The 19453-nt window shown below is 54.1% G+C and carries 12 protein-coding genes; 2 read left to right on the forward strand and 10 right to left on the reverse strand.

The annotated features are described in order from the left end of the window. Nucleotides 1-269: 269 nt before the first annotated feature. Nucleotides 270-662, forward strand: a complete 393-nt coding sequence (locus MHI42_RS10950) for a cupredoxin domain-containing protein (protein ID WP_342423771.1) — start codon at nucleotides 270-272, stop codon at nucleotides 660-662. A gap of 115 nt (nucleotides 663-777) precedes the next feature. Here the strand turns inward: MHI42_RS10950 and MHI42_RS10955 are convergent, their stop codons facing one another. The 10 genes from MHI42_RS10955 to pheS form a co-directional block, all read right to left on the reverse strand. Beyond that, a complete protein-coding gene (locus tag MHI42_RS10955; protein WP_342423772.1) occupies nucleotides 778-1971 on the reverse strand; it encodes a sugar ABC transporter permease in 1194 nt (397 codons plus the stop codon). A 2-nt stretch (nucleotides 1972-1973) separates the two neighbouring features. Further along, nucleotides 1974-3485 carry a xylose ABC transporter ATP-binding protein gene (locus tag MHI42_RS10960; RefSeq protein ID WP_342423773.1) on the reverse strand — a complete coding sequence of 504 codons (1512 nt, stop codon included), beginning with the start codon at nucleotides 3483-3485 and terminating at the stop codon, nucleotides 1974-1976. Between the two features lie 88 nt (nucleotides 3486-3573). Next, nucleotides 3574-4602: a D-xylose ABC transporter substrate-binding protein gene (gene xylF, locus MHI42_RS10965; RefSeq protein ID WP_342424719.1), complete on the reverse strand. Its 1029-nt coding sequence runs from the start codon at nucleotides 4600-4602 to the stop codon at nucleotides 3574-3576. Between the two features lie 56 nt (nucleotides 4603-4658). Then, nucleotides 4659-4826: a hypothetical protein gene (locus MHI42_RS10970; RefSeq protein WP_342423774.1), complete on the reverse strand. Its 168-nt coding sequence runs from the start codon at nucleotides 4824-4826 to the stop codon at nucleotides 4659-4661. A 41-nt stretch (nucleotides 4827-4867) separates the two neighbouring features. After that, entirely contained in the window at nucleotides 4868-6448 is a 1581-nt protein-coding gene (locus tag MHI42_RS10975; protein WP_342423775.1) for a helix-turn-helix domain-containing protein, read from the reverse strand. A gap of 29 nt (nucleotides 6449-6477) precedes the next feature. Then, nucleotides 6478-7911 carry a sensor histidine kinase gene (locus MHI42_RS10980; RefSeq protein ID WP_342423776.1) on the reverse strand — a complete coding sequence of 478 codons (1434 nt, stop codon included), beginning with the start codon at nucleotides 7909-7911 and terminating at the stop codon, nucleotides 6478-6480. After that, nucleotides 7908-8900, reverse strand: coding sequence for a sugar-binding protein (locus MHI42_RS10985; RefSeq protein WP_039308444.1), 993 nt, complete (start codon nucleotides 8898-8900; stop codon nucleotides 7908-7910). The genes MHI42_RS10980 and MHI42_RS10985 overlap by 4 nt, the downstream gene beginning before the upstream one ends. Nucleotides 8901-9977: 1077 nt before the next feature. After that, nucleotides 9978-12143: a cell division protein ZapA gene (zapA, locus tag MHI42_RS10990; RefSeq protein WP_342424720.1), complete on the reverse strand. Its 2166-nt coding sequence runs from the start codon at nucleotides 12141-12143 to the stop codon at nucleotides 9978-9980. Nucleotides 12144-12346: 203 nt separating this feature from the next. Beyond that, nucleotides 12347-14791: a phenylalanine--tRNA ligase subunit beta gene (pheT, locus tag MHI42_RS10995; protein ID WP_342423777.1), complete on the reverse strand. Its 2445-nt coding sequence runs from the start codon at nucleotides 14789-14791 to the stop codon at nucleotides 12347-12349. Between the two features lie 349 nt (nucleotides 14792-15140). Continuing rightward, a complete protein-coding gene (pheS, locus tag MHI42_RS11000; protein WP_042135043.1) occupies nucleotides 15141-16175 on the reverse strand; it encodes a phenylalanine--tRNA ligase subunit alpha in 1035 nt (344 codons plus the stop codon). 617 nt (nucleotides 16176-16792) lie between these two features. Here pheS and MHI42_RS11005 point away from each other — a divergent pair. After that, nucleotides 16793-19450 carry a hypothetical protein gene (locus MHI42_RS11005; RefSeq protein ID WP_342423778.1) on the forward strand — a complete coding sequence of 886 codons (2658 nt, stop codon included), beginning with the start codon at nucleotides 16793-16795 and terminating at the stop codon, nucleotides 19448-19450. The last annotated feature ends 3 nt before the right edge of the window (nucleotides 19451-19453 follow it).

The following is a 19453-nucleotide window of genomic DNA, read 5'->3' on the forward strand; positions in this document are numbered from 1 at the left end:
CCATTTCTCCGAACTTTGCGATTCGTGCGCTAAAATAATGTGGATCCCCTACTTCTAACCAAATAATATAAAAGTTAAAATTATAATAGCTTTAATTATAATAAATTTTAATTGTTTTTGCATCATATTTTTGCAATTTTCGACAAAGTTTGGAGTCAGCTTCCGGTCAAACAAATCCTCACAGATTATCCAAGACAACTTTCAGGATTTGAGCTATGCTAATGTCATCTGTTATCACAATTCATCACGAACCTTTTAGGAGGATGCTTATGATCAGGAAGGCGGCTATTCTTTGTTCTATTGTATTTGCACTACTGCTTACGGCTTGCGGAACCGGCGGGGGCAGCAGCAATTCTGACAGCGCTAACAGCCCGGCTGCTGACACCAATCTTACGGCGGAAGAAGAAATCGTCATTACAGCAACCAACTACAGCTTTGACCAGAAAGAATACCACTTGAAGAAGGGCGTACCTGTCAAAATCATCTTCAAAAACGAGAGCGGCAACCACGGCATTCTTGTGCCTGAGATGAAGCTGCGGCTGGACGCCAAAGATTCCTCCAAGGTGATTCTCCCCGAGGAGGCAGGAACCTTCGAGGTCACCTGCGCGATCATGTGCGGCTCCGGCCACAGCGGAATGAGCGCCAAGATTATCGTCGAATAAGCGGCTCTATAGGCACAGCAAACAGCCGGTCAAGGTCAACATGGGACTCAGTCCCCTTGTCCTTAACCGGCTGTTTAGCTGTTCTGCTGAAATTGTTTACCTGCTGGGGCTGCGGTTATCTCACACCCTTGCTGCGATTGGAAATATCCAGCCAGACGGCAATGACCAGAATGGAGCCTTTGACGACATACTGCCAGAAGGATTCCAGTCCCATCAGCGACATTCCGTTATCAAGCGAAGTCATCACCAGCGCTCCGATAATGGCACCGATAACTGTGCCGGCTCCGCCCATCAGTGAAGTGCCGCCAATGACGCAAGCGGCGATAGCATCCATCTCAGCCATATTACCGGCGGTGATGGTAGCCGAGGCCAGGCGTGAGGTCAGCACGATGGCGGCGATCGAGCCCAGCAGTCCGCTCAGCACGAAGATCAGCATGGATTTGCGCTTGATGTTAATACCGGAGAGGCGTGCCGCCTCAATGTTGCCCCCTATTGCATAGATATGACGGCCGAAGGTCGTCTTGGTTGACAGGAAATAGAAGATGACCGCCAGGACAATTACGAAAATAATCGGGAACGGAATGCCCTTGTAATTGTTCATCACGGCTACAAAAGCCACCACCAGCAGGGCAAGTCCGGCCACCTTGGCGACGTCCAGGCCCAGCGGGGCGATTTCGAAGCCGTATTTCCTGCGGGAACGGCGTTTATTGAACGCACTCCAGAGCAGCAGTCCTACTGCGATCACACCAAGGATGATCCCGAAGCCCGGGGCAAAATAAGCATTGCCGAGCAAGGCCAGCACCGGGTCGGATACCGGAATGGTCATCGACTCGGTCACGCCCATCAGCACCCCGCGGAACACCATCATTCCCCCGAGGGTGACAATGAAGGCGGGGATCATTTTATACGCCACCAGCCAGCCCTGAATCAGGCCCAGCACGGCACCTGCGGCCAGTGTGCCAAGAATGGCTACAATAGCCGGCAGCTCCAGCCAGTTGCTGAGAATAGCTGCCATGCCGCCGGTCAGTCCGACGATGGAGCCGACAGACAGATCGATATGCCCTGCCACAATGACCAGCACCATCCCGATGGCCAGAATGGAGGTCACCGACATCTGCGTGAACAGATTGGACAGATTCCGCGAAGTCAGGAAGGTCGGATTCAGTACTCCGAACAGCACCCAGATCAGTATTAATGCACCCACCATCGTATAGGCACGCATATCCATTTTGCCGAACAAGCCGCGTAAGCGCGATCCCCCGGCTGCCGGAACCGCTTCAGGTTCCCTAAGCTCTTTTTGCAGCTGCATCTCTATCTACCTCCCGTAGCGGCCAGCATAATATTCTCCTGCGTTGCTTCCCGCCAATCATATTCCCGCACAAACTGCCCTTCACACATCACCAGAATCCGGTCGCTCATGCCGAGCACTTCCGGAAGCTCCGAGGAGATCATAATAATAGCCACGCCCTGCTCGACCAGCTGATTCATCAGATTATATATTTCGTACTTCGCACCGACGTCGATGCCCCGGGTGGGTTCGTCCATAATCAGAATTTTGGGGCCACTCATCAGCCATTTGCCGATGACCACCTTCTGCTGGTTCCCCCCGGACAGTGTGCCTACCTGCGTCTCCAGCGAAGCTGTTTTCGTCTTCAGATCCTGCACGTACCGCTCTGCCCACTTGATTTCCTCATTCTCGTTGATGACTCCCAGCTTTGCGACTTTGCCCAGTGTGGCTAACGTGGTGTTTCGTTTGACATCCATCCCCATGACCAGCCCCTGGCGTTTACGGTCTTCCGTCACCAGGGCAATGCCCGCCTTGATCGCATCGGCTATGGAACGGATCTTAATGGGCTGCCCTCCGATCAGTACAGTCCCTTCGGCCCGGCCTCCATAGGCACCGAACAGGCTGCTGACAAGCTCCGTGCGTCCTGCCCCCATCAACCCGGCAATCCCCAGAATCTCACCCTCCCGGAGGGTAAATTCAATATCACGGAGCACCTTCTGCTGGCGCTTCTCCGGGTGCCACACATTATAATCCCTGACCTCAAGCACCTTGTCTCCGGGCGAATGCTCCACCCGCGGATATCGCTCCGTAAGCTCACGTCCAACCATTAGGGAAACAATCTGGTCGTCATTTGTCTCCTTGCGGTCAAGTGTAGCTACCGTCCGCCCGTCGCGCAGCACTGTGATGGAGTCAGCCAGCGCGAATACTTCCGGCATTTTGTGGGAGATATAGACACAGGTAACCCCCTCCCGCCGCAGCTGGTTCAGAATGCCCATCAGGATAGACACCTCACTCTCGGTCAGGGCTGCCGTCGGCTCATCCAGAATGAGAATCTTGGTATGCTTGGAGAGTGCTTTGGCGATCTCCACCAGCTGCTGCTGGCCGATGCCGAGATTGCCGATCTTCGTGTCCGGAGACAGATTCAGCCCGACCTTCTTCAGCCATAGCGAAGCCTGATGATAGAGCTCATTCCACTGGATGGCCCCGCGTCTGACCGGTTCAGCTCCCAGGAAAATATTCTCTCCGACTGTCATTTCCTTCACGAGTGCCAGCTCCTGGTGAATAATCGCGATACCGGCCTTCTCCGCATCCGTTATTCTATGAAAAGACTTTTTCTCCCCATTGATCAGGATTTCCCCGCCGTATGTCCCTGCAGGGTATAGTCCGCTCAATACCTTCATCAGCGTGGATTTACCAGCGCCGTTCTCGCCGCATAAGGCGTGAATCTCCCCTTGCCTGACCTTGAAGTTCACATGGTCCAGCGCCTTAACACCGGGGAATGTCTTGCTGATCTCTACCATTTCAAGTACATTCATGCCTTCCGCTCCTCCTTCCGGCCCTTAAACCTGCAAGCAGATGCGGTAGCGCCACAGGCACCGCATCTGCTTGCCGTACAGGCCGCCCTTATTGTTTCGGCCACTGGTCCTTCGGAACGTTCTTATAGACATCCTCAAGCTTGTGGAAGCTGTCCTTGATCAGTACGTCCAGGTTATCCTTATTGACCGCTAGCGGATCGAGCAATATAGAAGGAACATCAATTTTACCGTTGTTAACTGATTTTTCTGTCGAAATACTTTCGCCTTTGGCAGCTGCCATCGCCATTTCCGCAGCTTTCGTTGCAATCGCGTTGATCGGTTTATAGACTGTCATCAGCTGCGTGCCTTCGGCGATGCGCTGTACCGCAGCAAGGTCAGCATCCTGGCCGGATACCGGTATTTTACCGGCCATGCCCTGAGCCGTGAGCGCCTGGATCGAACCGCCTGCAGTCCCGTCATTGGCTGCTACCACACCTTGAACATCATTATTGTTCGCGGTCAGCGCATTCTCCATATTTTTCAGCGCTTCTTCCGGCTTCCAGTCCTTGGAGAACTGGTCGTAGACAATCTTAATGTCCCCTTTCTCTTCAAGCGGCTTCAGAATATTCATCGCCCCTTCTTTGAACATATGGGCGTTGTTATCCGTATCGGCACCGCCGATATAGACGATATTGCCTTTAGGAGCCTTATCAATGACCGCCTGAGCCTGGAACTCTCCGACACGCACGTTATCAAACGAAATATAATAGTCTACCTCGGCATTATTGATCAGTCGGTCATAGGCAATGACCTTGATGCCTTCCTTGTGAGCCTTCTCTACGATCGGAGCCGTTGCTTCCGCGTTATGGGCAATAACCACAAGCACATCCACACCCTGGGAGATCAGCTGTTCCGCCTGGCTTAACTGGGTAGCATCATCGCCGTTTGCAGCCAGCACCTTCACTTCACCGCCAAGCTCCTCTACTTTTGCCGTAAAGATATCCCGGTCCTTCTGCCAACGCTCCTCCTTCAAGGTATCCATCGACATGCCGATGACAATTTTGTCCCCGTCCTTCGCTGCGTCTGATGTCTCCTTCTTCTGATTATCACCGTTTGAGACCACCCCACAGCCCGCCATTGACGCTGCCAGCACTAACGCTGCCATCCCCAGTGAAATTGCTCTTCCGTATTTTCTCACTCTGCCCTTCGCCCCTTTTCATTAGCCGCATATTTGATTGCGCTTACAAAAAAAGTGTAGCATGGATCATCCGCCGCAGGAGCCGCTATTCCCAGCACTTTCTTGCTCTCCGCCTGCATTCCGTTCTCATCTCCTGTAATGTAATTCTTCCCGGCCGCTTTCATAGGATTATCCGGGGCCGGAGCACAAAAAAGTCCTTGCTCTGTCAGCAAGGACCCTGCTTCTCATGCTGCTGCCGGAATTCGCTTGGCGTCATGCCGGCCGCTTTTTTGAAGACCCTGCTGAAGTAATTCGGGTCCTTGTAGCCTACCTCATAACAAATCTCCTTAAGGTTCAGCTGATCTCCGGCGATCAGCCGCTTCGCTTCGTTAATTCTTAGCCGTGTGATGTAATCAATGAAGGTTTCGCCCGCATGCTGCCGGAACAATTTGCTGAAATAATGCGGGCTTAAATTCACATATTCAGCCGTCTGCTCCATTGATATGTCTTCTTTATATTTCTGGCTGATGTAGAGCAGCGCCCGCTGATGGACATGGGAACGGTTATGTTCCTGTTCCTGCTCCAGATTGTGGATCAGCCGCTCCAGCCAGGATTCTGCGCTCAGCCTTAGCGATATGGGATCCTCCGCTGTATGCAAGGAGGCCAGGATCTCCGCTCCGGCTGCGGAGTGAACGCCTCTGGCGAGGAACAGCAGGAGCCCGGTCACCTCTCCCCGCACTTCGGGCAGCGGCCGCCCGCCGCCTTGCTCGAAAGCGGCATACAGAATTCCGAAGCGTTCTACGGCTTCCTGCTTGCTGCGCTGCAGCAGGGCATCCAGCAGCCGCTTCTCCTCATCCAGGGATACGGCCGTCTGCCCGGAGCTTTGGATGATATCATCATAGTGGTGCACGCTGAAGGAATCATGGTGATCCGCACAGACACGGACCGCTTCCCGGTAGGATCGGCTAAGCCCGTCCCAGCCCTCGCGGATCGAGCCTATGCCTATGCTGACCGGCAGACCAAACCGCTGCTCCATCAGACTGCGGAGCCGCTCCCCCCAATCCATGGAGCTGACGCGCTGTGAGTAACCGGTCCGCCCCGGCGGCAAGGGGATAAACAACGCCAGCTGATGCCCGATCAGCGGCCCGGACAGGCAGCCGAGCCCTGCTCTGGCAAACTGCTTGACCGCCTCATAGATCTCCCGCTTGCCCTGCTGGAATTCTTCCCAAGCTGAGCTAGAATGCCTCGGGAATGACAGCACCATCGCATAGCCTTTGGCCCACTGCAGCTCCAGCAGACCAGCCACTTGTTCCAGCTCCAGGTCCTGCATATGCTCCAGCATGAGCATCATTGTCAGCTCGTTCTCGGCCAGCGGAAGCAGATGGGCCAGCTTCTCCTGCAGCTCCAGCTGCTCATTCCTGCGCCGCTTCTCCTCCTGGATCACCGCCATCAGCTGCTTCAGTACATCCGCCACTTCGTCCCGTCTGGCCGGCTTCAGCAGATAATCCCGCACGCCCAGCAGCAGCCCCTCCTTGGCGTAGGAGAAGTAATCATGAGCGGTAATCATCACGATCTGCGCGGAAGGGAGCTTGGTGAGAATCTGCCGTACGGCCTCCAGTCCCTGAATGCCCGGCATCTTAATGTCCATGAAGATAATATCAGGCCGGTGCTCCTCCGCGAGCTGAATGGCCTTCCGTCCGTTCTCGGCATGCAGAAATTCAAAACCATCCGGGAAAATATGGCGGATCATCAGCTCCAGCCCTTCCCGTTCCAGCGCCTCATCATCGGCGATCAGCAGTCTGTACATCGTAATCCATCTCCTTTCTCAGCTGCGGCTCAGGCAGACGGGCGGAAGGGTACTTTGAACAGCACCGCCGTCCCCTGCCCTTCACTGCTGTCAATCTCGATCAGCTGCTGTCCGTCAAAGAACAGATGCAGCCGTTTGAATACATTTTGTGTCCCCAGTCCGGTGGACTGGCCTTTGCCGCTGAAATACGGAGCTTCCTGCTGAATCGATCCCATTAGCCTGGCTACGGTCTCCCGGTTCATGCCCACTCCGTTATCGCTGATCTCAATCTCTACAAGTCCGCTGCGGTAGCGGATCGACAGTGACAGCACCGCCCCCTCCTCCATTTGCTCCAGCCCATGGACAAAAGCATTCTCGAAGATCGGCTGAAGAGTCAGGCAGGGAATCATTCCGCCGAGCGCCTGCTCATCAATATCCATCTCAAAAGCGATCCGGTCACGGAAGCGGGCCCGCTGAATGTTAATATACTCGTTCACATGCTCTACTTCCTCGCGCAGCGGTACAGCCTGGTCAAGCTTCTGCAGGTTATACCGGAGCAGGCGGGATACCGATACAGTCAGATCACTGGTCCTTGCCGCTCCTTCCAGATACGCCAGCTTGGCGATGGAGTTCAGTGTGTTGAACAGAAAATGCGGATTGATCTGACTCTGCAGCATTTTCAGCTCCAGCTCCTTGACCAGCCGGTCCTTCTCCACGCTCTTGATATTCTCCTTCATCAGCTCCTGGATATTATCGATCATTCCGTTAAAAGCCCGGCACAGGATGCTGATCTCATCGTTGTTAACACTCTCCGGCGCTTTCGTATCCATCCTCCCCTTCGAGATCTGCTTGGCGGTGGCCACGAGGCGGCGGATAGGTCCTGTGATGCTCCCGGACAGCCAGATCGCCATACAGATACTAAGCAGCGCAGCGGTAATTACCAGCAGACTCCCCAGCCGGTTCAGCTTGGCCGTCGTGGACATGATCTCCGCATAGATCGGCTTGTACTGGTCCAGTTCCAGGTCAACCAGCTCCTGTGCCTCCTCGCGGATGAACCGCTGCGTCTGCTCCGCCTCGATATAGGCACCGGCCAGCGTGTTGGAGTCCTGTCCGTCGATCTCTGTAATCATCTGCCCGGCCTGCTCCAGAAACGTATCAATGATATGGCTGTAGTTCATCAGCGGAAGGCCGCTTCCCCCGATGGTCGCCATTCCGTCCAGCTTCGCCCGCAGCTCCTGCACAGCGCTCAGATGCTTCTGCACCTCCGGGAAGCTGTCCGCGTCCACCTGCATAATGAAACGGTTCAGGGAGCGCATATTCTCCCCTACCTCATAGGATACTTCCTTGTATAGCATGATCCGGTTCATCATCAGATGGTAGCTCTCCTGCACATTCTTTCCGCTCTCAAAAATCACAAAAGAGACCGAGCTCATCAGCAGCACAAGCAGCGGAATGCAGATGAGCAGCTTATGGCGGATACTCATAGGCTCTCTCCCTCCTGCACATTAGACTTGTCCAGCACCTTCACGCCGGTGAAGTATTTGGACTCCAGCTGCATTCCCTGAAAATGCTCATGGAGCAGCCGCACAGCCGTAGCCCCCATAAGATAAGGCTGCTGTGCCACTGTGGCCGTGATATCCCCGCGGCTGATGGCAGCAAGGGTCTCTGCCTGGTTATCGAAGCCAATAATCGTCATCGGAACACGCTTCAGGCTCTTGGAGGCCTGCAGTACTCCCAGCGCATCCGTTGAGCTGGTGCCGACCATCACATCAATCTCCGGATGAAGCCTCAGCATATCGGCTGCCTGCTGGATTGCCTCCATATGTGAGATGTTGGAGCTGCGGACATCCACAATTGCAAGGCCGCTGTAATTTTTCACAATATTACTAAGGCCGTTCAGACGCTGAACCTGATTCTTGGCCAGCTCGCTGCCGATGATCACGCCGATCTTCCCTTTACCGCCGGTCGTCTGCACCACCATACGGCCCAGCGCCTCGCCTGCTGCAACATTGTCGGTCCCTACATAAGCCAGCCGCCTGCTCGCCGGAGCGTCGGTATCAATGGTGATCACCGGAATCCCCCGGTTCACGGCTTTATCAATTACGGGGGTAAACTTCTCGTCGTTCAGCCCCTGCACGATGATCGCATCCGCCTGTGCGGCAATCGCTTTTTCCAGCAGGCTGATCTGCTCCTCCATGTTATTGCGCACCGGGCCGGTGAACTCGATATCAATTCCGTATTTCGCAGCAGCCTCTTTGGCACCCTTCTCGACCATTTCCCAGTACGGATGGTACCGCTCCTGCTCGATCAGCACAATATGATAGCCGGAATTATCTCCGCCGGGATGCCCGCTTAATTCATTGACAATATTGCCCATCCGGCCCGAATGATTGGCAAAGTCTATAAACAGATATGCCAGCAGCAGAAAAAGCACAATAACCCCCGCGCCGCTGACCCATTTTTTATCCATCATGCTCACCTCAATCAACATCCTACCCCGAGTTGTAAACGGTTGCAATATTTAATTTATGAATAACTTGTTATGTGAAACCTATAATTTCAGAATCATTAATTGTGGGGGTTGCCTATTCGCAGCCAAATCCGCCCGATGGCGAATTAAGCGGCACACCAGTGTTTGGCTTATCTCCATTTGCCCATTACGAGAGTCAAAAGGGATTTGTGATTTCCTCAGTCCCCTCCACCGTCCACCTCCGGCGGATTCAGGGGCACTTCTGCTCCTCATTTCCTCCTGTCGCCCGCTTTCGGCGGATTCAGGGGCACTTCTGCTCCTCATTTCCTCCTGTCGACCGCTTTCGGCGGATTCAGGGGCACTTCTGCTCCTCATTCACGCCTGATGCCCGCTTTCGGCGGATTCAGGGGCACTTCTGCTCCTCATTTCCTCCTGTCGACCGCTTTCGGCGGATTCAGGGGCACTAGTGCCCCTCATTTACTCCTACTGCCCACTTTGGGCGGGTTCAGAGGGATTTTTCCCTTTAATTTCCCCATGCCGCTCACTTTCGGCGGATTCAAAGGGATTTATCCCTTTAATTTCACCATGTCGCCCACTTTTGGCGGAGTTAGAGGGATTTTTCCCTTTAATTTCCTCATGTCGCCCACTTTCGGCGGATTCAGAGGGATTTATCCCTTTAATTGTACTCGGTTTTTCGCATACATTCGGCTCGTCTACGCTCTCGGACGCACATTGTATTCGGTTTTTCGCATACATTCGCCCCATCTACTCTCTCAGACGCACATTGTACTCGGTTTTTCGCATACATTCGGCTCATCTAGCCTCTCATAGGCACATTGTATTCGGTTTTTCACATACATTCGGCTCGTCCACTCTGCCTGCCGCCCACTACTTGCGGATTCAGGTGCACTTCGGCTCTTCATTCCCGCCCTTTGGTCCGCTTCCGAAGAAATCAAGGTTGCTTTGATGCTCCTTACCATTCACTTCAGGTGGACTCGGTGGGACTCCCCCTAAACAGTAAAAGAGCCGTTCCAAGCAGTCTCCTGCTTAAAACAGCTCTTTCGTTAATGCATCCGCCATTCAACTGTCCTGTTCGATCAGTTGAATCCATTCATTATATTCACTCTGCAGCTTGGCATATTCCGCCTGCAGGCTGCGGTGCTCCTGGGAGAGCTTGTCCAGCTCACCCTGCTGCAGCTCGAACTGGGCCTGAACCAGGCGCAGCTGGCCCTGGACGAGCTCGTAGCTCTCGCCGATCTCCCCAAGCTGCTGCGCAGTCTCGCTGCGCGAGCGGCTCACGGATTCCGCCTGGGCTTCAGCGTCCCCGGCTTCCTGCTGCCAGATCTCAATCTCCTCACGCAGCTTCGCCTCCTGCTCGCTCCACTGCTGCTCGCGCTGCTGCAGCTCTTCGTACTTCTGCTTCCATGAAGCTTCGTACACCCTGGTCTCGCGGAGCGCTTCCTGCTGCTCCGCCGCCGCTGCGGCAGCTTCGCGGCCCGCCTCGTACAGCTCTTCCAGACGCCGCGCAGCTTCCTCGCCTTCAGCTTCCAGCAGCTCATAACGTTCCTTCAGCTGTTCGCCATCCTGCAGAATTTCATCATACTGGGCGATCAGCTCTTCGTAGCGGCCGCGCAGCGCCGCCAGTTCCTTACGGGCTGCCTCTGCCGCTTCCTGCTGAAGGGCGGCTTCCTGCTCCGCCTCAGCACGAAGCTGGGCTTCCAGGTCAAGCTGCTGCACCATTCCATCCGCCTGTCCGCGGAGGGTCTCGACTTCACGCTGCAGCGCTGCCGATTTCTCGCCGGCTTCCAGAAGATTCATCTCCAGCTCGCCGATATCCTCCATATGCTTGTTCGCCAGCTCCTGCCAGGAGCTGGCTTCGAGCGCAGTGCGGTCAAATTCCGCCTGTGTCCGGCTCAGATTATCCGTCGTCTCCCGCAGAGTTTTGCGGAGAGACGCAGCTTCTTCCTGCGTCAGCTCATAACGCTGACGCAGCCCCTCCAGCTCATCATTCAGCAGACCGCTGAGCTCATTGGCAGTCTGCAGTTCTTCCAGCGCCGCACTTAGCTTGTCCGCTGTTTCCTGCAGTGCACGGTTAAGTCCAGCTGCTTCTTCCTGCGCCTGGACGTAATGCTGGCGCACTTCTTCCAGCTCTGCGCTATGCTGTTGCCCCTGCTCTGCCGCAAGGCGCAGCTCTTCGCCAAGCTGCTCTTCCCGCTTCAGCACAGCTTCGTACTGCGCGAGCAGCGTCAGGCGCGCATCGCGCTCGCCCTTGAGCCCGGCTTCCGCCGCGCGCAGCCGGGACTGCAGCTGCCCGGTTCCGCCGCGCAGCTCACCAAGCTGCTTCTCCAGCTCCTGAAGCTGCTGCTTGTGCCTGTGCTCCTGCGTCCCCTGGGATTGCCGCAGCTCCTTATTCTTGGCCAGCTCCTTCTCAAACGCTTCCCGCTCTCCGCTGAGCTCACTGGTGAGCGCTGCCTTGGTATCGGCGAGCTCCTTGCTCAAGGTAGTACGGATCTCAACAATCTCACTGCCCATAGACTCCCGGGTCTGGATCAGCTCCTGCTCCAGACCCGCCAACGTCTCCGCTTTCTCACGGGTCAGTGTCTCCCGGACCTGCTCCAGCTCCTGCAGATGAGCAGCCTTCAGCTCTTCAAGCTGCTGCAGCCGTAACGCTTCAGCCGCTTCCAGCTCCTGTCTTGCAGCTTCGCGGCTTGCAGCCTGCTCTGCTTCATAAGTCTCCCGCAGCGCTTTCAGCTCTGCTTCGCGCGCCTGCAGTTCATCTGTCAGCTGCCCGCGGCTGGAAGCAGCAGCCTGCTTCTCTTCCTCCAGCAGCTGTACGTGCATCTGGCGCTCCTGCTCCTGCAGCTCCAGATGCCTTGCGCGTTCTTCTTCCACGGCGGCAATCAGCCGCGCCGCTTCTTCCTTGGCAGCCGCTTCAAGCTTCTCGTATTCTTCCTGCCGTTCGCGCTGCGCCTCTTGAAGGCGTGATACCTCGACGCGCAACTCGGTACGTTCACCGGTCAGCATATTCAATTCATTCTTGAAATCCTGAACCTGGATAGCCTGCTCTGCCATATGTACAGCTGCAAGCACCGCGATCCGCGGGGTATCCAGTCTGGAATGTGATTTGGATATTGCACGCATATGCTCATCGACATAACGGGCAACCTGCTTCATATATTCAGTGCTGCTTCCGACAAGTTTATAGGAAGTTCCGTATATCTCCACGGCGACACGAGTCCGGTCCATAGCCACAGTTGTGCCCTCCTTTGTATGTGTGCGGATTCTAAGCTGATTTCCTTACTGCTATTGTAGCGTTATTCCTTAACCTTTGGCAAAAAAAACGTGTTCATTTCATAGATTTAAACCGGACTCCGTACTTCACAAGGGTACAGCAAAGCCGCAGCGAATCGGTTTCTAAATGGATTCGCTGCGGCTTTGCACAATTCCTGCTATTTTCTTAATTCTGCGCCAAAAGTTTGCTCCAGAGCAGAAACGACTCTGTCATGCACTTCCACAACCTCTTCATCGGTAAGTGTACGGTCCGTATGACGGTACAGCAGCGAGAGGGCTACGCTCTTCTTTCCTGCTTCCATTTTGCCGCCGGTGTAGACATCGAACACTTGCACATTCTGCAGCAGTGTTCCGCCATGTTCACGGATGGAAGCTATCAGGTGCCCTGCAGGAACTTCTGCGTCTACAACTACCGCAATATCCCGTTCCATGCCAGGGAAGCGGTGAAGCTCACTGTACTGTAATTGGGCACGCGCCGCATCATATAGCGGCTGTAGCAGCACTTCAGCTACATAAGTATCCTCCAGATCCATCTGGCGCTGAAGTTCCGGATGCAGCTGTCCGATGGTACCGATCTTATCGCGGCCTTCAGCCTGCAGCAGGTAGACCGAAGCAGAGCGTCCCGGATGGTAGCCTTCAGGAGCATCCCCTTCATAGATTATGCGGTCCGTAAGGCCAAGGTGGGCAAATACAGTTTCAAGCGCCCCCTTAAGATCGAAGAAATCTACAGGCTCGGCCGCTACATTCCACTGCTTGGCAGCACGTGTACCGCTCAGCAGCAGTCCAAGTACCGGCAGTTCACCGGGCTGGCGGGTAAGCACTTCTTCATCAGTGAAGAAAACATTGCCGATTTCGAACAGCGCCAGATCGCCTTGACGGCGGTTGGTGTTATAGAGGGCAATGTCCAGCAGCTGCGGCAGCAGGCTGGTACGCAGCACGCTGCGTTCCTCGCTCATCGGCATCGCCAGCTTCACGGAGAGCTTACCGTCTGCAAGTGCCGGGAAGAGCTTGCTCTGTTCCGGCTGGATGAAGGAATATCCCATAACCTCCTGATACCCGCCAAGAGCCAGCAGGCGGCGGAGCTCACGGCGCAGGAACTGCTCTCTGGTGAGTGCCCCCGGTGTAGTAGTCCCTTCAATTAGGGTTGTCGGGATGTTGTCATATCCGTACAGGCGGGCAATCTCTTCTATGAGATCCACATCATAGCTGATGTCGCCGCGCCGCGTGGGAACCTGAACTTCAACGATTCCCTGGGCAGCATCACCGCACTTGAAGTGCAGACGGCCGAACAGGGTCTTCACTTCCAGCAAAGACAGCTCGGTACCCAGATATTGATTCAGCTTCTCCAGCGAAAGGGTCAGTACTTTCTCCTCGGCAGAGGCACTGCCTGCCTGAACAATACCTTCATGCACAGAGCCGCCGGCATAGCGGGCGATTAGAGCAGCTGCACGGTTAAGTGCAGGAATGACGGCATTCGGATCGACTTCCTTCTCGAAGCGCTGGGAAGCTTCAGAACGCAGACCCAGCTGACGCGAGGTCTTGCGTACAGTCCCGCCGTCGAATTTGGCGGATTCCAATACGATATTGACGGTATTTGCTGTAACCTCAGTCGATAATCCGCCCATAACGCCAGCCAGGCCGATAGCTCCTGACCCGTCAGCGATGACAAGCATCTGCGGCTCCAGCTTGCGCTCCTGGCCGTCAAGGGTTGTCAGCAGCTCGCCTTCACGGGCGAACCGCACACCAATTGTTCCGCCTGCCAGCTGATCGCCGTCAAACGCATGCAGCGGCTGTCCGTATTCCAGCATCACATAGTTGGTAATATCGACGATGTTGTTGATAGGGCGTACCCCGGCCGCCATCAGGCGGTTCTGAATCCACAGCGGGGATGGAGCTGTCTTCACTCCGGCAATATAACGCACTGCATAATGGCTGCAGTATTCTTCCTTTTCAATATTGACAGTGATGGAATCCGCTGCCCGTCCGCCTGCTTCCACAAGCTCTGCCGCCGGATCTGCCAGCTGCAGGTCACGGCCCAGAATTGCGCTCACTTCATAAGCAGCACCGATCATGCTCAGACAGTCGGAGCGGTTAGGCGTCAGGTCGAAATCCAGGATCTCATCGTTCAGGCCAAGCACCTTCAGAATATCCTGGCCGACTTCCGTATTCTCAGGCAATACGAGAATGCCTTCCTGCAGCTCTTTAGGCAGCAGCTTGTCGTTCAGTCCCAGCTCTTTGGCCGAGCAGATCATCCCCTGTGACAGCACGCCGCGCAGCTTAGCTTTCTTGATTTCCAGTCCGGGCAGCTTAGCGCCCACCAGTGCGACCGGAACCTTCTGTCCCGCTGCGACATTCTTGGCACCGCAGACAATCTGCAGATCCTCGCCCTGTCCGGCATCCACGATGCAAATATTTAGCTTGTCGGCGTCCGGATGCTTCTCTTTGGATTTCACATAGCCGGTTACGATTCCGGAAATCCCTTTGTTACGGCGTTCAACTCCGTCAATCTCAATGCCGGCGGTAGTGATTTTGTCCGCAAGTTCATCAGCGGTCACCCCGTCCAGCGATATATAATCAGCCAGCCAGGCGGTTGATACTTTCATTTTCGCACACTTCCTTTTGTTTCAGATGTATTTATCTCCATGCCGCCCTATGCTTGGCTTGCGGAAACGGATAAGGAACAAGCCACGATGCCAACTTCGTTCTATTAAAATTCCTGTATAGCAGTGTTCCTACAGAGAATATTTGGACTTCCGGCCGCTGTTGTCCCCAGATTTCTTCATTTATACCGCTTTTCGCGGTTGAAATCCGGTGACAAAGGCGGACGCTACCGCTCCTACAGTTCCAAAATTCCCCTCCGGTCCTTCTATTACAGTCAATTCTATAGAACAGCCGTCATTCATCCGGCTTGCCAATATCCAATCCCACGCACCCCGCACACCCGCCAAATCTCTAAATCCCCTTGAACTGCTTCACAAAGCCCATGTCGTTCGTGTAGAAGTAGCGGATGTCATCGATGCCGTACTTCAGCATCGCGATCCGTTCTGCACCTACGCCGAAAGCGAAGCCGCTGTAAATCTCAGGGTCGTAGCCGCCCATCCGCAGCACATTCGGATGTACCATGCCGGCACCGAGGATTTCCAGCCAGCCGCTCTGCTTGCAGAGACGGCAGCCTTCGCCGCCGCATTTGAAGCAGCTCACGTCTACCTCAACACTCGGCTCGGTGAACGGGAAGAAGCTCGGACGCAGGCGGATACCTGCTGTAGGACCGAACATTTCCTTCATGAACTGCAGCAGGGTGCCCTTCAGGTCGCTCATGCGGATATTGCGGCCGATAACCAGACCTTCAATCTGATGGAACTGGAAGGAGTGGGTCGCATCGTCATCATCACGGCGGAATACTTTGCCCGGACAGATGATTTTGACCGGCGTTTCGCCCTTCATAGCCTGCATGGTGCGGACCTGCACCGGAGAAGTCTGTGTGCGCATCAGAAGATCTTCTGTTAAATAGAAGGAATCCTGCATATCGCGGGCCGGATGGTTCTTCGGCAGATTCAGAGCCTCGAAGTTATAGTAGTCTGTCTCTACTTCCGGACCTTCTTCAATCCGGTAGCCCATGCCGATGAAAATATCCTCAATCTCCTGAATTACGCGGTTCAGCGGATGAATACCGCCTTGCGGCAGGCCGCGGCCCGGCAGCGACACATCGACCTTCTCCGCATTCAGGCGGTTCTGTGTCTCCTGCTGCTGGAAGATTTCCTGCTTAGAGCCGATTACCTCTTCAATGGCACTGCGCACCAGATTGGCCACCTGGCCGATCACCGGGCGTTCTTCCGCGCTGAGTCCGCCCATACCGCGCAGAACCTCCGTAAGCTCACCTTTTTTGCCAAGGTATTTGACGCGCAAATCATTCAGAATCTGCGGATCGGTTACCTCCTGCAGCTTAGCCAATGCCTCGGCCTTCAATGCTTCCAATTTCTCTTTCATGCCTTGTACTGCCCCCTTAAATCTCGTATTGTCAACAAAAAAAGGCCTTTCCTCCCGGTAAAGGGACGAAAAGACCGTGGTACCACCCTTGTTAGACGGCTGCGACGCTTCCCTTAAGAGCAATATTCCCTCTTTCGGACCGGCGGAGACCTGTCTCACTTTAACAGAAATAACGGTCTGCGGCCGGTATCCCCTACTGTGTCCCTCTAGGAAGCCTTGAATGGAATTCAGGGAACTGCTCCGGAGTGAACTTCGGCAGCTCTGCTCTCTTAGAAACGCTCTCAATCTGCGGCGCTTCCTCCCTGTAAGCCAGGCACTGCGTACTCTTCTCCATCAATGCATTTATGCGGATTGTGTCAAATATACTCGATCTTCCAGTTCGGAAGATATGTCTATTTATTATATGCAATAACGGCGCTTTTGACAAGTTGCACAATTTTAGGTTAATTTTTATCTTCCTTTAAGCTTCCTTTAAGCTTCAGCGCGGTTTTGGGGGCTTTTTTTCAGCGAACGTTCAGCCAATTTTGATATTTTCTCTTTTGAGATAAGCCTGGCTGTCCTCATTTGAACAGGGCGGCTTTTGGATAGTATCGGCTTTTATACAGGGAGGGAAATTCATGCTTAAACGAAGAAAAGCATTTGTTCTGCTGTTACTCAGTACATTTGCTGCAAGTCAACTCGCGGGGAGCGCGGGAACCACGGCGTTTGCTGCCTCGGCCAGTACAACCACTGCCAAAACAGCTGCCACAGTAACGGAAGTCTCCAGTCTTACAGGCCTCAGCGCAATCAAGCTCGGCACCACGCTTAGTGTGAAGCTGGGCAATGTAGGCATTCAGAGCCAAACCGGCGGAAATATTCTTACTTATACACTCACCTATACTAACAATGCAAGCAGCAGCGTCAATATGGTCAATTATTTCTCCAAAATCGTGACTGCCGGCGGCAGCATCATTAAGGGAATCCCGGTCAGCGCAGACAGTGCTGTCAAAAAGATCGCTGCTAAGCAGAGCACCAGCATTACATATTATGCCAATATCGGAACAGCCGCCTCGGCCAAAGGGCTCAAAATCAACATGTACGGCTGGAATTTCAGTGCCGCCAATTATGAACAGCGCATCGGCACGTTCACCATTCCTTCTAATTATTCGCTATCCTCCCTTACCGGTGAGACCCGTAAAGTTGAACTCGGCAGCATTCCGGTCAACACCAAGGCTGAGTCTGCACAAATCTACAAATATAACGGCAAGGTCTATGCCAAGGTTGGACTCAGTATCACGAATCTGGGCACCAAAGTGCTCACCGACCCGGGCTACAGCCTATACCTGAAATCCTCGGGCGGCTCTACCTTCACACTCACGCTGGATGACAGCAGCTCCGAATACAAGGTTCAGCCTCAGGAGAAGAAGACACTCTATTATATGACTGAGATTCCATCCTACATGAACGTCACCAAGATGACGCTGCAGATCGCCAAGCTGGATGAAGGGCTGAAGCTCTATCTTCCGGTCTCCTCCTATTCCCTTCCTGCTGCGGGTACAGCTGATTTCACCGTGGCGGCCGGCTATACCAAGAAGATCTCCATCGACAGCAATATTGTAGACATGAAGCTCGCGGACGCAAGTGTGCATGCAGACAATGGCAATGCCGTATGGAGTTATCAGCTCACCCTTAAAAATGCCGGCACCAAAGCAGTGACTTTGCCTGCGTATGAGCTTGCTGTCAAATCCGCTGAAGGCTATACCTTCCCGGTAACAACAACTGCATTCAGCTCCCTTACCTTAAAGCCGCTGGAAGAGAAGCTGATTGAACTAACCGCCAGCGTTCCGCTTGAGCTGGCTCAGGATACGCTCGAACTGCAAATGGTTGCCCCTGCGGGCAGCAGCACCAGTAGCACCAGTAGCAACGGCAGCAACAGCAGCAATGGCAGCAATGGCAGCAGTGAGACCAGCACCAGTTCAAGTAAAGTAATACTGCCTGTAGCCTATTTCAAAATCCCTTATTCCCTGGCGGGCAACACTCATATCACTACAGAGAACAGCATTACCAACAGCTACGGCACCTTCGGCGTCACACTGAATTCCCTGCAGCGTCTGCCATGGGGCAGCGAAGATATCGTACAGGCTAAGGTCACCATCAGCAATCATTCCTCCAAAACAATTACTCTGCCTGCACTTACCGGTGTTCTGAAAGTGGACCAGACGGATTTGAGCTCGTCCTCACAGCTATATACGGAGAGTACCAGCACGGTTCTTGCGCCTGGAGCCAGCACGCAGGTCTCGGTTCTTGCTCATGTGCCTTATACGCTTGATTTCAGCCTGGCCCAGATTATTCTTCAAGAGACTTCCGGCACCAGCACTACCCAGTTCCTCTCTCTTGGCACTACGGACGGGCTTAGCAGCGGTATTACGCCTCTGGCTGTGGGTGAATCGTTCAAGATTACATCGACCGGTAAAAAAGCCAGCGTGAAGGAACGTTCAACCCTTGTATACAGCGGAACCAGCAATAACCTCATATACAGTGAAGTAGAAATGAACAGTGAAGAAACCCGGCAGACTGACCTCTCCCGGCTGTATGGACAATTCAAAACCGCAGACGGACAGTATTTCGAGGCAACTGCGATCCAGTCGGAGAGTTCCACAAGTCCGGCAGGCAAGACTCTGGTTACCTTCTGGGCTAATATACCAGCTGCCGTGGACACAAACGGCCTCCAGCTGTATGTCAGCCAGGAGATTGCAGACGGTAAGCTGACTTCAGCCGGAACCGCGGCTACAGCTTATGTGAATACATCAGCACTGACTCTGGCTCCTGTGGTGCCTACGCCTGCCGGTAACCTGACTTCTGTGTCCCTGTATCCTTACACGCTGGCCATATCAAATTCCACAGGCACCATTACATCAGGCACCACCAGTCTTGCATTGGCATTTAACTACAATCTCTCGCGGGATACAACTTACCAGATGGGAGCATTCGACCATAAGCTGATTCTGCACATTACTGACCCGTATGGACAATACTTCGAGAAAACGCTGTCCCTTGGAACGGATTTGGCAGTAGGAACTTATGGCTCCTACACAACGACCATTACCAACTCACTGTTCAAGAACTTAAGCGGAGGCACTTACAAGCTCACTCTGTACGACGAATTCCAAGGCCAGCGGACAGAGCTTGGCGGACAGGTCTACTCCGTCGATGTTGTGACCAAAGCAGCTTCAACTACGGATACCGGCACTACAGCGGCCGCAGGCAATGGCAGCACCGAAGCAAGCGGTTCTTAAGAT

It is taken from the genome of Paenibacillus sp. FSL E2-0178, from assembly GCF_038593005.1.
In the GTDB taxonomy this organism is placed as follows: Bacteria; Bacillota; Bacilli; order Paenibacillales; family Paenibacillaceae; genus Paenibacillus_AQ; species Paenibacillus_AQ phytohabitans.